Below are 15,573 nucleotides of genomic sequence, written 5' to 3' on the forward strand. Positions count from 1 at the left end.
CGATTTTTATCACATCAAGCGCCACTATTATTACAGCCATACAGGCATTAATCCGACTCAAGTTGTCCCCAAAGGGCCTTACCTTGATTTAGAGTCACCCCATAAACGCAGTTATTTAATTTAACTTACCGGAACATAGGGTCAGGCTGATATCGAATTACACTTCAAAGGCTTCTCTTTGATTTTGTAGCTCTAGATACTTAACGAGGTCTGTTGCGCTTACCGGACGTGAGTAGTAGTAGCCCTGAACTGCGCTACAGTACAATTGCTTAATAGACTGCAACTGTGTTTGAGTCTCAATACCTTCCACGACCAAGTCGAAATTGAAAATACTTGCTAGAGAAGTAATCGCTTCAACCAGTGCAAATTGCCTCTCATCGGTATCAATAGTATCTATAAATGATTTATCTATCTTGATCTCATTGATCGGCAGGGAGGCAATATAGCTTAATGATGAATAACCCGTACCGAAATCGTCGATGGAAACTTGCATACCTAGTGCTTGGAAGCGGTTCATTACCCGCGTGACGGCTTGCAGATCTTCAACTAGTACACTTTCTGTAATCTCAATTTTGATCTTGGCTGGTGTAAATGCGTATTTGGCAGCAAGCTCTGAGAAGCGTTCAACCAAGTTATGTTGAGTAAACACTGCTGGAGATAGGTTGATAGACAACGATAGAGAGACCCCCTGCTTACTATTGATATTGCTAATATGGCGCATGCTAGTTTCAGCGACAAAGAACGTAATGTCATTAATTAGATTCGTTTTTTCCGCCATGCTGATAAATACGTCAGGTGGAATAAATCCTAACTTTTTGTTTTGCCAACGACAGAGCGCTTCTACCCCTAACACTACACCTGAATGTACGTCGACTTGAGGTTGATAGTGAACGTACAGTTCTTCGTTATTTAAAGCAGAATTAAGCGCGTTCTCAATCTCGAGTTTACTGTGAATATCATCAGAAATAGACTCGTTAAATAATTGAATAATGCCTTTGCTTGTACGTTTCGCGAAATAGAGTGCCATATCAGCTTTAGAGATTAACATTTCTATATTGTCAGCATGATCGGGGGATAACGATACGCCGATGCTTGTCTTAATCGATAGGCTTTCCCCTTTGATATTGTATGAGCGTTCGATTGCCTGCTTAATCTTGTTAAGAATTGGTGTCAAAGACTCAGCTGTCGGTAGATTGTCTATAATCGCAATAAACTCATCCCCGCCAAAACGGAAATACATTTCATTCGGCTCAGTTAAATGTTGTAGAGTTTGAGCAATGTTTTTGAGCAGTTGATCCCCATAGCCATGACCATGAGCGTCGTTAATATTTTTAAAATCATCTAGGTCGATAAAAAGTACAGCGATTTTAGTCGTATTTTGTATGTTTCTTTCTTGTATGACCGCAAAGCTCTCTTTTAATGCAGTTCGGTTGTAAAGACCGGTGAGTGAGTCGTGGTGAGCCAAGTAAGAGAGTTCTTTACGGTTCTGCTCTAGTTTATGGAAGTCATGTTTAATTCTGTTTTGGAAGGTAGTAAAACGTCGTGCGATGGCATTACCCATATAGAAACTAATGACCAGCAAAGTTAGGAAGCTTGCTGCACTATAAATGATGAGTTCAATCGTATCGTGCTTTAGTGATTCTTCGGTGACCAGTTTGTGTGCGATAGAGTATTGTTCAATGGCTTGGGTATAAGCACTACCAACGATATACCACTCCCAGTCTGGAATTTTTGCTACATAGTTAATGGTGTCTTGCGAACGATTGTTAGCCAACCCGTTATCGAGGCTGATAAATCGTTCTTGGAGTGAATTAGTTGAGTTTTGACTTTGAATAATTAACTGAAATGTAGGATGTTTTGACCCAATGAGTTCTTGCGACTCGTGCGCCAAAAATACGCCTTGCTTGTCGAGTACGAAAAGCTGATCAGAACCAGGAAGCGTTAAGTTTTTCAGCCAATTTAATGATTGTTGTTTTAGGTCACTTTCAACATCAACGACATAATCACCGGAGCTTATAACCCAGTCTAGTGGTTCAAAGTAGACAGAATATCCAATTTTTTCGTACTCTGTCTTGTTATCACCTGGTTTGTGAAACCACCACCTATAAAAGCTTGTTTTCTTCTCTAGTGACAGTTTGACCATTTCTGTGACGATGGGAGTGCCTCGCGTATCTTTAAGCGTGGAAAGGTCCTGTCCTTCGAGGTGGGGCCAGAATGGGTGCATGATACCTTTAGCTTGGCGATCAACAATAAAAAGGTAACCACGATCACTATTGAAGCGAATGTCTTTTAACGCACTTTTAATGATGGATTCGATTATTTCTCTTGGCTGTGATCTGTTGTCTTCGTAGAGACGAGTAGAGATTCGATGTGCTTCTTCTAATCGTTCTTTTACGACTTGTTTTAGTTCTGACTCGGTGGTTGATTTTAAATAGAGAACTTGGCTTTTTGCTACGTCGACTTGGCTTTTAAGCAATTGTTTGTGCTGATCTTTAAATAGTTGCTCAGCTCTAACTAATTGTTTTTGGTTAGACAGGTGTGAGTTGTACAGAAATGAAGAAATTAGTACGAGTGAAAAAAGTGCGATAAAGCTAACTGGGAGCCATTTGATCAACGTGATCAGCCGAGTATCTGACGTCATAGTGTTATGAAATACAAAGAAGTTTATTTATTATGTAAAATAATATAACAAAACAAATCATCATTGCGAAGAATAAAAACGTCAAAGATCGCACTTTTCAGATAAACGTACGGTAGGTTAATAATAGAAAGGAAAGAAAAAGACAACTTGATAAATCAGTGGTTTAGCTAAAAGTGAAAATACAGTTATTGGGTGGCGTACGAATAGAGCGAGGTTTGTCATTTCGACCAATTTTCGACGATAAAAAGCCCATGCAAATTGCATAGGCTTTGATACTTTTAAAGCATTTAAGAACGAGAAAATGTAATTAGTTAATTACTTTTTCTTCAGCTTGAGCTGCTTGGTCTGCTTGGATAGCCGTTAGAGCTACAGTGTAAACGATATCGTCTACTAGAGCGCCACGTGACAAGTCATTTACTGGCTTGCGCATACCTTGAAGCATTGGACCGATAGACACTAGATCTGCTGAACGCTGTACCGCTTTGTAAGTCGTGTTACCCGTGTTTAGGTCTGGGAATACGAATACTGTCGCTTTACCTGCAACTGGAGAGTTTGGCGCTTTAGAAGCGGCTACGTTTTCCATGATTGCTGCGTCGTACTGAAGAGGACCGTCGATCACAAGATCAGGACGTTTCGCTTGAGCAAGTTTGGTTGCTTCACGTACTTTATCTACGTCTGCACCTTTACCAGATTCACCAGTAGAGTAAGAGATCATAGCAACGCGTGGGTCGATACCGAATGCCGCAGCAGAATCTGCAGATTGGATAGCGATTTCAGCAAGCTGTTCAGCTGTTGGATCTGGGTTGATCGCACAGTCACCGTATACCAGAACTTGATCAGGTAGAAGCATGAAGAAGATTGAAGATACGATAGAAGCATCGGGTGCTGTCTTGATGATCTGGAACGGAGGAACGATTGTGTTCGCCGTAGTGTGAACAGCACCAGAAACTAGGCCGTCAACTTCACCAGCTTCAAGCATCATAGTACCTAGGAATACTGAATCGTCTAGCTTCTCACGAGCGACAACTTCAGTCATACCTTTAGCGCCACGAAGTTCTACTAGACGAGCTACGTAGTTTTCGCGAACTGATGCAGAGTCGATGATCTCAACGCCAGCGCCTAGCTCAACACCTTGCTGCGCTGCAACGCGACGGATTTCTTCAGGGTTACCTAGAAGTACACACGTTGCGATACCGCGCTCAGCACAGATAGCCGCAGCTTTAACTGTACGTGGCTCGTCACCTTCAGGAAGAACGATGCGCTTAGCCGCTTTACGAGCAAATTCAGTTAGCTGGTAACGGAATGCTGGTGGGCTTAGACGACGGATGCCTTGAGTACCTTCAGATAGAGAATCAATCCAAGGGCCATCAATGTGGCTTGCAACGTGATCGTTAACGAACTCGATACGCTCTTTATCGTCAGCAGGAACTTCTAGGTTGAAGCTCTGTAGGTTTAGAGACGTCTGCCAAGTGTTACCTTGAGCTTTGAAGATCGGTAGACCTGAAGCGAATGCTGGTGCACAAAGGTTAGCAATACTTTCTGGAATGTCGTAACCGCCAGTCAGTAGGATTGCGCCAATCTCAACACCGTTTTTCGCAGCAAGAGCCGCAGCAACGATAACGTCAGGACGGTCTGCAGAAGTTACTAGCAGTGAACCTGGCTTGAAGTGCTCAATCATGTGCGGTAGAGAACGTGCACAGAAAGTGATGCTCTTAATACGACGAGTTGAGATTTCACCTTCGTTAACGATTTCAGCGTTAAGGTGCTTAGCCATATCAACCGCACGAGTTGCGATTAGGTCGATGCTCCATGGCACACAGCCAAGAACACGGATAGGGCTAGAATTGAAGATTTGCATTACTTCAAGGTTCGCTTGCTGAGCGCTGTCTGCATCATCAAAGATTTCAGATAGGTCAGGGCGAGTACGACCAGCTTCATCAACAGGAGCATTAAGCTTGTTGATGATTACGCCTTTGATATTCTTGTTTTTTGTACCGCCGAAGTTAGAACATGCTACTTCGATACGCTCTTTAAGTTGCGTAGGGTTGTCAGTACCAGGAGTCGCAACGAATACGATCTCTGCGCCAAGCGTTTTTGCGATTTCTGCGTTCACTTGGTTTGCAAACGGGTGCTTACGAGTAGGGACTAGGCCTTCGATTAGCGTTACTTCAGCGTCTTTGTTGATTTTGTTGTATTGCTCAACAACAGATTCAAGAAGCTCATCCGTTTTTTCACTACCGATCAAAGCTTCAGCTTTTGTCATTGCGATTGGCTCACCAATCTTAATGTCGCTGTTCGCGCTGATGATAGTAGAGGTTAAATCTGGCTGGTTACCACCGCTACGAGGTTGAGCGATTGGCTTGTAGAAAGAAACACTTACGCCCTTACGCTCCATAGCGCGAAGAACACCCATGCTAACACTAGTAAGACCAACACCAGCGCTTGTAGGGATAAGCATAATAGTACGTGACATTGACGAACACCTTTGACTATTGGAAATAAAAAAGCTCAACCGCTATTCCCACCGATAAACATATTGGGGTAGGAATAGAAGTTGAGCCCCATTTTCTTGATATGAAAAACTGACTAGCTTCGAGTGAAGCTAGTCAGGAAAATCAATTAAAGACCTGCTAGTTTCGCAGTGTCTTCAGCAATTACTAGCTCTTCGTTAGTCGAGATAACCATTGCAGGGATACGGCTGTTAGCTGTAGTGATAGTACCTTCGCCGCCGAAACGAGCTTTAAGGTTAGCTTCACCGTCAACTTCGATGCCGAAGATGCCTAGGCGGTTAAGAACCATTTCACGGATTGGGCCAGAGTTCTCGCCGATGCCGCCAGTGAAAGTGATTGCGTCTAGACGACCTTCTAGAGTTGCAGTGTAACCAGCAACGTACTTAGCTAGACGGTGACAGAACACGTCCATTGCACGAGTTGCTTCTTCTTTCTCGCCGTAGTTGTCTTCAACGAAACGACAGTCAGAAGTCACTTCAGTTAGACCAGCAAGACCAGATTCTTTAGTTAGCATGTTGTTGATTTCTTCAACAGAGTAACCAAGAGCGTCGTGTAGGTGGAAGATGATTGCAGGATCTAGGTCACCACAACGTGTACCCATTACAAGACCTTCAAGAGGAGTAAGACCCATAGAAGTATCTACAGATTGACCGTTCTTGATTGCACATACAGAAGCGCCGTTACCTAGGTGACAGTTGATGATGTTAACTTCTTCAACTGGCTTGTTTAGTAGGCCTGCAACTTCACGAGTGATGAATAGGTGAGAAGTACCGTGCATGCCGTAACGACGGATGCCGTGCTCTTTGTACAGGTTGTACGGTAGAGCGTATAGGTAAGACTCAGAAGGCATTGTTTGGTGGAACGCAGTGTCAAATACAGCAACGTTTTGTAGACCAGGGAAGTTCTTTTGAGCCGCTTCGATACCGATAAGGTGAGCAGGGTTGTGAAGAGGTGCAAAAGTCGCAGCGTCTTGAATACCCTTAAGAACTTCATCAGTGATAAGAGCAGAAGAAGTGAACTGCTCGCCGCCGTGTACGATACGGTGACCGATAGCGCCAAGGTTAGCTTTAAGCTCAGGCTTAGAAGCAAGAATAGTTTCTACCATGAAAGATAGTGCTTCTACGTGAGCTGCGCCCGCGCCTAGTTGTGCTTCATGCTTGCCATCAAGTTTCCATTTCATACGTGCTTCTGGAAGACCTAGACACTCAGCAAGACCAGTTAGGTGCTCTGCACCTGATTCTGCATCAACAACAGCGAATTTAAGAGAAGAACTACCACAGTTTAAAACTAAAACTAGCTTAGACATTAATGACTACCTGTTTATTTTTCTGATCGAAATCAGTTAAGGATGAAAATTAATCTCAAGAATAGTCGAAGCACATGGGCTTGCGTACTAACCTTGGTCAAAAAAACGTTAATTTCCGTATAAAGTGAAAGCACTCTTTATCAAAAAGAGGCTTGTGCATTCCTTGCAGAAGTCTTCTCAAAGTTGCTTAAATTGTAAATAAGGGCAACAATGAGATTGAGGTCTGCAAATAATAGCGATATTGTGCAAATATAACAAAAAAATTTGAAAGAATATTATTTTTCGTCAAATTTTTGTGTTTTTAGTTGATGGTTTCAACTTTTTTTTAATGGGAGACTCATATGAGCAATAGAGTTGGTTTAGCGAGTAGTTTAAAAGATGGCCAAAAGTACATGGATCTCTGGCCCGTCCGCAAAGAGTTAAACTCGATCTTCCCTGAGCAGCGCATTATCAAAGCGACGCGTTTTGGCGTGAAAGTGATGCCAGCGATAGCTGCTATTAGTGTTCTTACACAAATGGTCTTTAATAATTATCAAGCGATGCCACAAGCTGTGGTCATGGCTTTGTTTGCAATCAGCTTACCGCTTCAAGGCATGTGGTGGTTAGGTAATCGCTCAAACACAAAACTTCCACCTGCGCTAGTCTCATGGTATCGCGAACTTCACGAGAAGATCACTGAAACGGGTTTCGCGTTAGAGCCAATGAAGTCGCGTCCTCGTTATAAAGAATTGGCGATCATTTTAAATCGCGCATTTCGTCAGCTAGATAAATCCTCAATGGAACGTTGGTTCTAATGAGTTTCAACTCTCCCTCTTGTCTGAGAGCAACTCTCCCTCTTGTCTGAGAGCAACTATTCATCATTGATGGTTTGTTCTCAGGTTTGATTTTTATTATTTTCGCTTCGCTTTTATTCACCTATCTCCCCCTCATTCCTTTTTTCTCTTACTACTCATGTAGTTTCTTACTTTTCAAATTCTGCCTTTCACTATTTCACGCATTTTTCGAGCCTTGTTGTGTTTTTGTTAAATATAACTTCAAGTCATCAATGGTTACTGGTAATAGTATCAATAGTGATGTTGTTCTCTTTGAGCGAGCAATAATGAGTAGAGCTTGATTCAGGGAGCGATAATGAGTTCTGTAAAAAAGGTATTGGCAGCGGTCGTAAGTTGTCTGTTGTTGCTATGGACAAGCAATGTAATGGCGAACGTTGCCAAAGTTTCGGTTTCACAAGTTGTTGACCATCCAGATCTGAATGCAACACGTCTAGGACTTCTTGAAGGATTGAGAGCAAAAGGTTACGAACCGGGTAAAAATTTAGAGTTTTCTTATGAAATGGCTGGTGGCAATCCCGTTCAGGCAGCAAAAATAGCCAGAGAGTTAGTTAGTGAGAACCCTCATGTATTAGTTGGTATCGCGACACCGACCTCTCAAGCGTTGGTTTCCGCGACTCGAACGATCCCGATTGTGTTCACCGCGGTGACAGACCCTATCGGAGCAAGACTTGTTAAGCAATTGGATAAACCGGGACGAAATGTCACGGGCCTTTCTGACTTATCACCTATTTCCCAACATGTATCTCTTATTAAAGAGCTACTCCCCAATGCAGTTTCAGTCGGTGTGGTTTATAACCCAGCAGAGGCAAATGCTGTTGCTTTAGTAGGGCTGTTAAAGCAGGCAACACGAGACTTTGGCTTTACTTTGCATACTGAAAAAGCGTTGACCATCGATGATGTAGAAGAAAAAACAGCATCCGTGGCTAAGAAATCTGATGTTATCTACGCACTAACTGATAACACGGTGGCAAGCGGTATCGAAGGACTTATAAATGCTGCAAACCAAGCTGGCACACCCGTGGTTGCAGGAGCAACGTCTTATGTTGGCAAGGGAGCAATCGCTGGATTAGGTCTAGATTACTATGACGTCGGGGTGCAGACCGCTGATTATGTGGCCGCTATTTTGAACGGACAAAAACCAGGGAAGTTGAGTGTTAAAACGGCTCAAAGCTCTCAGTTGGTAGTTAACCTAGATGCCGCTCGTGAGCTTGGTTTGACGCTACCTAAGTCTGTGGTTGATCGCGCTATAGTCAGCCGTTGATTAGTATTGACATCAAAAAAATCATGTTTGATAAGTCACTTTGTTAACAGGGACTTAAACCATCATAATGAACAACATTAGTCGACTCTCACCATTAGCTGCGATCTATTTTATTCATTTTTAAGTGGTTATTTACCCGATAGGTGCATCGTTAATACCAACTTACATTATTTTACATCGAGAGGGCTGTCGATTAATGTCATAATATTAATGGAACTAATGAAAATAACTGAGCGCTAAGAGCACATTCTATGAAAGTAAATAGGCACTTTAGCCTTACCTTTGTCTTCGGCTTTCCCGCTGTGATCGCGACCATGTTACTTGGGCTGATAGGAAAAAATTATTTTGATGCGGTTGAAAAAGACATCAGCAGTGAGTTTCAGCGTATTGAAGAAGTGTTTAAACGAACGACCAAAATTGTTACCGCTCTAGATTACAGCTTCTCTAATTACTACAAATCAGGAAACCCTCTTTTTCTTGATCACAATAAGCAAGTGGTTGATGGTCTTTGCCGAATTTGGCCCATTGACGTATTACTTCTTGCTGACGGAAAAACCGCAGATATCCCCTCTGTCGATATCGACTATATGTTGGTTGGTCAAGAACCCCTTTGTAATGAAACCAGTGATAGCTATAAAAGTGCGTCAGAAAAAATTGCTCTAGCGCCAATTCTTTCATTTTTGTCCCAGCTTGATGAATATCACAACGGCGTACACTTTATTGATACTCGTGGGTATGTGATCTCTTCGCCAGAAGACTTTGCTAAAGAGCTAGGGAAAGAACTACTTTCGACCATAAAAAGCCGCCCGTATTGGCAAAGAACCGCCAACAATCCAGAACAATTGACTTTAACGGGTCCTGCGTATCGATTTGACTCTCTTGACCGTATGATAAGCATGACGATTCCGGTGTTTCATAAGGGGATACATCAAGGAATGCTTTCTGTTGAGATTGACGCCAGTAAATTGCTTGCGAGTTCGAATGAGCACTTAGCCGGTAGAATCGATATTATTGATACCACCTTGGTTAATCCGGTTGATAGCGCTACTTTCTATCACGCGATACAACTGGAAGGAGTCACCTCTCATCACGCGATGTACTACGAATTAGATTTTGCCAAAGAGGTGGAGCACTTTTTTGTCTACGAGAAAGACAGTCTGATTGTCGCTATCATCGTATATCTATTCTCTGTAACGCTCTTTTTCTTCGTTAACTCCAATATTGAACGTGGTTACTTCAAAGAGCTAGCAGCTAAAGATCCGATGACCGGGCTGCTAAATCGCAGAGGATTGGAAGCTTTTTGGCGCAGTGTGGAGCATGACCAGTTATTCGCCTTGACTGTATTTGACATTGATAATTTCAAGTTGATTAATGATACCTTTGGGCATGACAAAGGGGATGATGTTATTCGCTACATGTCCCGCCAGATAAGTAATAGCATTCGAAGTAGTGATGTAGCAGCAAGGTTTGGTGGTGAAGAGTTTGTCGTTTATCTTAAAGGTGATGATCGTGAAACGTTAATGAGGACATTAGAGCGTGTAAAAAATGCGGTCTGCGCGAACTCGGCCGACATTGTTCCTAATGGATTTACGGTATCTGGCGGTGTTTGTATCGTTGAAACAGAGCAAAACAAGCTTAACTTTGAAGAGATATTTAAATATGCCGATGAAAAACTGTACGTGGCTAAGACGACGGGTAAAGACCGGATCGTATTTTAGCCACGCTATGAGGTTCAATATCGCGATAAGGGGGAACTAACTCAAACGGGTTGGTGGTATTCTTCTTGATAACGTTGAAGGCGCTCTACAATGGGTGGCGCTTTTTTGAAAGTACGAATTTCTTTAAATAGTTCGTTCGCTTCAGGGTAGCCTTTACTTAAATAGACAAACCATTGTTTCACTCTATTGGGGTAGTACATGCCTTTATCCCCTTTAATTTGAAACTCGGAATAGCGCAGTAAAAGTGCGATTACTTTGTCCCATGGCATTTTCTTGTGGTTGTGCTTAACAACGTTGCCAAGATTGGGAATATTAAAAGCGCCGCGGCAGACCATCAATGAATCAACACCTGTGGCTTCTATGCAATCTTGACCATCTTGGTAGTTCCAGATTTCCCCATTAGCAATCAACGGCAGAGAGGTTTTCTCTCTTATTTGATTGATGTAATCCCATTTGATTTCACTGGCTTTATAGCCGCCTACTTTGGTTCTTGCATGCACAGTGAGTTCGTCAGCTTTTGCTTGCTCGATAGCGTCGACAATTTCAAAGCACTCTTCCGGGTGCTCCCAACCCAATCGGATTTTTGCGGACACGGGAATGTGCGCAGGGACTGCTTCTCGACAGGCGTTCACCACTTGATAGATGAGCTCTGGCTCTTTTAGCAGTGAAGCCCCACCATTACTTTTGTTTACCGCTTTTGCTGGGCACCCAAAATTAAGATCAATGCCTTTAGCGCCTAAGTTTGCCGCTTGAAAAGCATTTTCGGCCATCCAGTTCGGGTGTTGCCCTAGAAGTTGCAGATGGATTGGCACACCAGCCATGGTTTGAGAGCCTTGATGCAGCTCTGGGCAAATACGGTGGAACACATGCGGAGGAAGAAGTTGATCAACGACGCGCACAAACTCTGTCACACAGAGATCGTAATCATTGATCTCTGTAAGAATCTCACGCATTAGGTGGTCTAAAACGCCCTCCATAGGGCCAAGTATTACTCGCATTTGCTTTACCGAAACTGAATGGATCGAAAATTAAGACGCGTGATTGTACGGGCAAGTTAAAAGCTTGTCACTATGAGCTAGGTGAATCTGACGTAACAGTTATTTCACCGGTTAGAGGGAAGTAGTTGAGCCTTGGTAAATCTTCGCCTAGCGAGTAACCATCAGTGTAGTAGTAATAGCAGCTTGGATCTGATGTATACCAAGCAACGATCGGTTCTTCTGAAGGGAATACTGAGCTACCGTGATCTCTAACGGTGAGGTCAGTATTCATGAGCGCCCGCCAAAGCCTTGCGCAGTCACTCCCTCTAATTGCAGTCCCCGAATTAATCGGTAGTTGATCAACAGCGATTGGAAAACCAGTCGATGAAGGATAAACGCTGCCTTCACCATAATCGACATCTTGATTAAAATCAGGCTCTCCATCAACAAGCCACTGTGAGTGGTAAAGGTTAACCGCAGTTCGAAAAGAAGAAAAAGCACCTTGAGCTATAGCTTCATGGCTATCGCGTTGGTAATTTAGAAAGCGAGGAGCTGCGGTAACGGCAAGTATGCCTAAAATAACGACGACAGAGACCAGCTCTATCAAAGTAAAACCATTTTGGTGTTGTTTCATAATGTATTCTATATGTAACTAAATATTTCAGTGACTCTTTTACACTTCAAACTTAAATTTTCAAAATGAAATAAGTTTAGTTTGCTGAATTGAACTAAAGATAATGTTTGCGTGGCTACTGGTAGGTGTAATTAATCATAGAGCTATACGAATAATTACTAATTGTTAGCCTTGTGGGTATAATGGAGACAACAGAATTGACCGACTAGTGAAGTAATATGAAGTATCAATTATTGAGTCTTCCTGACTCAATTAACGACGTAACAGCCCAGTTTGTAGAAGGTGCTATATTTGCATCTAACCTTGCAACTAAACCTCTTGATCCAGAGGCTTGGTTACCTATAGCTATTCCTGAAACTGGTCAGGACTTCGTTCCTCAAGTCACCGAGCAAATTAATCGCCAACATAACCTCATTCAGCGAAGTGAATATTTGCTTACAGAAGTGCTTGATGCAGATAATTTTGCTGAACAGCTAGCCGATTTTTCTGAAGGTTTTATGATGGTCTGGCCGACGATTGAAGAACAGTGGCAGGAAACGTCAATCGCAGATGGCACATTACGCATGCTACAAGCAATGTTAACAACATTCATGCTGGCGATTGATGAAGAACAGACAATCGAGCAAATGAAAGCAGCTGGATTAGAAACCCCGCCAACTTTGAATGATCTAGTCGGGCAAGTCGATTTGATGGTGACAGAAGTTGCGCTAGCAGCGGATGAAGCGATGCTCGGAAATAAATCTCAAAGTGTGAATCCGTTTAAGGGCATCGGCCGAAATGATGTTTGCCCGTGTGAAAGTGGTAAAAAGTTTAAACAGTGCTGTGGTAAAAAATCTTAATTGCATTGTTAATAGATAATAAAAAGTCGACGTAATGTCGACTTTTTCGTTTCTTAACATGATGTGCTAATTGTTAGTCATTCTTCGATTTAACGAATTGAGAAATCACTACAAAACCGAAAGCAACCAAGTTACCCGCGAAGATAATCACTAGCCATTGAGGCATTGAAAGTTCTAAGAACTGCCATACAACCTTGCTGCAGTCGCCGTAGGCCTCAAACATCCACGGAGCCCATTGGTTTAGAGGCGCCCAGCTAGGGAAGGTCACGAACAGGTCACAGGTAGCGAAAGGAGACGGGTTAAACTGGTAGTCAACGTGCTCTAAAGCAAGCATCAACCCTTTATACGCACCTAACCCCCAACCAAGTAGACCTAGCCAACGTGAAATCGGATTATGCGGGGCAATAGCACCAATCATTGCTGCGATGCCGATAGCGAGCATAGCAACGCGCTCGTAGATACACATTACGCAAGGGCCAAGCATCATCACGTGCTGAAAGAAAAGAGCACATGCTTCAAAAAAGACAATAAAAGCCAGCAGTAAAAGCCAAGATAAACGTCCCTTAGAGAAGTCTTTGAGCATTGCAAAAAAGTTCACGAATTTAATCCTGTCAATAAAATAAAAAAGCCCTGATTACTCAGAGCTTTTTATCTTGGATAAGTTTCCTAATCAACTAATATTTTTGATTAGTTAGATGCACCTATTGTGTTTAGCGATAGAAATCCGGGTTAGTGGCCACCGGAGATAACTGGAGCTATCACTTCACCCGTACGGTGAATGATCCAACCTGCATCATAGAACCATGCTGTCATCGGTTCTACGAAGAACACAATACCGGCAAGGCCAACAAGTGCTAATACGAGAGTATATGGCAAAGCCATGATGACCATGCGGCCGTAAGACAGTCGAATTAACGGAGCAAGTGCTGACGTTAATAGGAATAGGAATGCAGCTTGGCCGTTTGGCGTAGCAACAGAAGGTAGGTTAGTACCTGTGTTGATAGCAACAGCAAGTAGGTCGAACTGGTCACGAGTGATGATGCCTTCAACCAAAGCAGTTTTCACTTCGTTGATGTAAACCGTACCGACGAATACGTTATCTGAAACCATCGATAGAATACCGTTGGCAACATAGAAGAGTGCGAGCTGTGCGCCTTTATCTTCAACGTGAAGTACAGCATCGATTACTGGCTTAAATAGAGCCTGGTCGATGATTACAGCAACAACCGCAAAAAAGACGGCAAGAAGTGCGGTAAATGGCAGTGCTTCTTCAAAAGCTTTACCCATCGAGTGCTCTTCAATTACACCTGTAAACGCTGTAGCTAAGATGATCACTGAAAGGCCAATCAAACCGACTTCAGCGACGTGAAGCGCAAGGCCAACAATAAGCCAAACTGCGATTGCACTCTGAACCCATAGTTTAGCTACATCTTGTTTTGTACGATTTGCGCGTTCTTTGTTGTCAAATTCAACTAAGATTTGGCGAACGTTATTTGGCAGCTCTGCACCGTAGCCAAACACTTTGAATTTCTCGACAAGTGCACAAGTTAAAATACCACAGAAGAAAACAGGCAGTGTAACTGGCAGCATACGGATAATAAATTCACCGAACTCCCAACCCGCTTGCTTAGCAATTACTAAGTTTTGTGGTTCACCTACCATGGTCATTACACCACCCAGAGCAGTACCAACACCGGCGTGCATAAGTAGTGAACGTAGGAATGCGCGGTAGTTTTCAAGGTCATCACGAGTTAGCTCAGAGATCTCTTCATCATGAGTATGATCGTGCGCAGACGTTGTGCCCTTACCTGATGCAACCTTGTGGTAGATAGAGTAGAAGCCCACTGCAACGCTAATGACTACGGCGATTACTGTCAGCGCATCTAGGAAGGCAGACAAGAATGCTGCGGCGACACAGAAAGCGACAGAGAGTAGAATTTTGGATTGGATACCGAGCAGGATCTTCGTAAAAATGAACAGAAGTAGTTCTTTCATGAAGTAGATGCCAGCAACCATGAATACGAGTAAGAGTAATACTGGTAGGTTTGCTTGTAGCTCATGATAAACCATTTCTGGTTTAGTCATGCCAATGGCGACGGCTTGAATTGCCAATAAGCCACCGGGTTGGAGAGGGTAGCACTTTAGAGCCATAGCTAGAGTGAAAATAAACTCAACCACTAATAGCCAGCCCGCAACAAATGGGTCAACTAGGAAAAAAACAAACGGGTTGATGATTAAAAAGGAAATGATGGCAAGTTTATACCAATCAGGAGCTTTACCAAGGAAGTTTTTGATAAAAGCGTTTCCGAGAGACATCGGCATGTTAATACTCTTTTATGTTGATTATGAATAGACAAGCAATACAACATTTTGAGAATCGAGCTGTAGATTTAGTTAAAACCTATAACTAACAGTGACTTAGAAAAACTACATTCCATGTAATGTTCTGTGGTCTTGCCAAGTCACTCCCTTAGAAACTCAAGCACTGCTTATTTTTGAGCGCAACTCTACTCTTAGATAACATTTAGTCAACAGGAAAACCCCTGTAGCACTAAAAATACCTCTTTTTTGTTGAGAAACGCGATCAAAGTAGCGCAAGCATACCACTTAAAATGTGATAAAAACCGACTAGAATCAATATTTCAGCGAAATGATTAAAATTTACAGAATAACGACGGCTTATATATGATTATTACAACTTAATATTGCAAATTAATAGATTTAAAAATATGACCAATCTCATTGATTTTGAAAAGAATTTGTTGTGTTAAAGGTTTGTTTAAATGATGGTTTGTAGTCGCTTGCTATCCAAACCTTGAGTGCAAACGTGTGCTGAACTTTAGAGTTTTAACTC

General features: G+C 42.6%; 11 protein-coding genes and 1 pseudogene. 5 read left to right on the top strand and 7 right to left on the bottom strand.

Annotated elements, in window-relative coordinates; all coding sequences use genetic code 11:
* Positions 1-124 (top strand): annotated as a pseudogene (locus AB4232_RS04195) (glutathione S-transferase family protein); the annotation flags it as partial.
* Positions 125-157: 33 nt separating this feature from the next.
* Here AB4232_RS04195 and AB4232_RS04200 read toward each other — a convergent pair.
* The 3 genes from AB4232_RS04200 to AB4232_RS04210 form a co-directional block, all read right to left on the bottom strand.
* Positions 158-2,641 (bottom strand): EAL domain-containing protein, encoded by a 2,484-nt coding sequence (locus AB4232_RS04200; RefSeq protein ID WP_372086350.1) that lies wholly within the window; start codon positions 2,639-2,641, stop codon positions 158-160.
* Between the two features lie 307 nt (positions 2,642-2,948).
* A complete protein-coding gene (pta, locus tag AB4232_RS04205) occupies positions 2,949-5,114 on the bottom strand; it encodes a phosphate acetyltransferase (protein WP_029222899.1) in 2,166 nt (721 codons plus the stop codon).
* Between the two features lie 146 nt (positions 5,115-5,260).
* Positions 5,261-6,457, bottom strand: a complete 1,197-nt coding sequence (locus AB4232_RS04210) for an acetate kinase (protein WP_009848631.1) — start codon at positions 6,455-6,457, stop codon at positions 5,261-5,263.
* A 341-nt stretch (positions 6,458-6,798) separates the two neighbouring features.
* On the opposite strand from AB4232_RS04210, the gene yfbV reads away from it, so the two are divergent.
* The 3 genes from yfbV (at position 6,799) to AB4232_RS04225 (ending at position 10,269) form a co-directional block, all read left to right on the top strand.
* Entirely contained in the window at positions 6,799-7,251 is a 453-nt protein-coding gene (yfbV, locus tag AB4232_RS04215) for a terminus macrodomain insulation protein YfbV (protein WP_012603549.1), read from the top strand.
* 334 nt (positions 7,252-7,585) lie between these two features.
* Positions 7,586-8,551, top strand: a complete 966-nt coding sequence (locus AB4232_RS04220) for an ABC transporter substrate-binding protein (RefSeq protein ID WP_372086353.1) — start codon at positions 7,586-7,588, stop codon at positions 8,549-8,551.
* A gap of 251 nt (positions 8,552-8,802) precedes the next feature.
* Positions 8,803-10,269 carry a GGDEF domain-containing protein gene (locus AB4232_RS04225; RefSeq protein WP_372086355.1) on the top strand — a complete coding sequence of 489 codons (1,467 nt, stop codon included), beginning with the start codon at positions 8,803-8,805 and terminating at the stop codon, positions 10,267-10,269.
* 41 nt (positions 10,270-10,310) lie between these two features.
* Here the strand turns inward: AB4232_RS04225 and dusC are convergent, their stop codons facing one another.
* Complete coding sequence (dusC, locus tag AB4232_RS04230) at positions 10,311-11,267, bottom strand: tRNA dihydrouridine(16) synthase DusC (RefSeq protein ID WP_372086357.1); 957 nt, start codon at positions 11,265-11,267, stop codon at positions 10,311-10,313.
* A 70-nt stretch (positions 11,268-11,337) separates the two neighbouring features.
* Positions 11,338-11,880 (bottom strand): prepilin-type N-terminal cleavage/methylation domain-containing protein, encoded by a 543-nt coding sequence (locus AB4232_RS04235; protein ID WP_009848626.1) that lies wholly within the window; start codon positions 11,878-11,880, stop codon positions 11,338-11,340.
* A gap of 218 nt (positions 11,881-12,098) precedes the next feature.
* Here AB4232_RS04235 and AB4232_RS04240 point away from each other — a divergent pair, with 218 nt between their 5' ends.
* Positions 12,099-12,719: an SEC-C metal-binding domain-containing protein gene (locus AB4232_RS04240; protein WP_012603553.1), complete on the top strand. Its 621-nt coding sequence runs from the start codon at positions 12,099-12,101 to the stop codon at positions 12,717-12,719.
* Positions 12,720-12,792: 73 nt separating this feature from the next.
* Here AB4232_RS04240 and dsbB read toward each other — a convergent pair whose 3' ends face one another.
* Positions 12,793-13,317: a disulfide bond formation protein DsbB gene (dsbB, locus tag AB4232_RS04245; protein ID WP_009848624.1), complete on the bottom strand. Its 525-nt coding sequence runs from the start codon at positions 13,315-13,317 to the stop codon at positions 12,793-12,795.
* 131 nt (positions 13,318-13,448) lie between these two features.
* Positions 13,449-15,041 (bottom strand): Na(+)/H(+) antiporter NhaB, encoded by a 1,593-nt coding sequence (nhaB, locus tag AB4232_RS04250; protein ID WP_372086359.1) that lies wholly within the window; start codon positions 15,039-15,041, stop codon positions 13,449-13,451.
* Positions 15,042-15,573 lie beyond the last annotated feature (532 nt).

It is taken from the genome of Vibrio sp. 10N.286.46.A8 (genome assembly GCF_041470165.1).
In the GTDB taxonomy this organism is placed as follows: Bacteria; Pseudomonadota; Gammaproteobacteria; order Enterobacterales; family Vibrionaceae; genus Vibrio; species Vibrio tasmaniensis_A.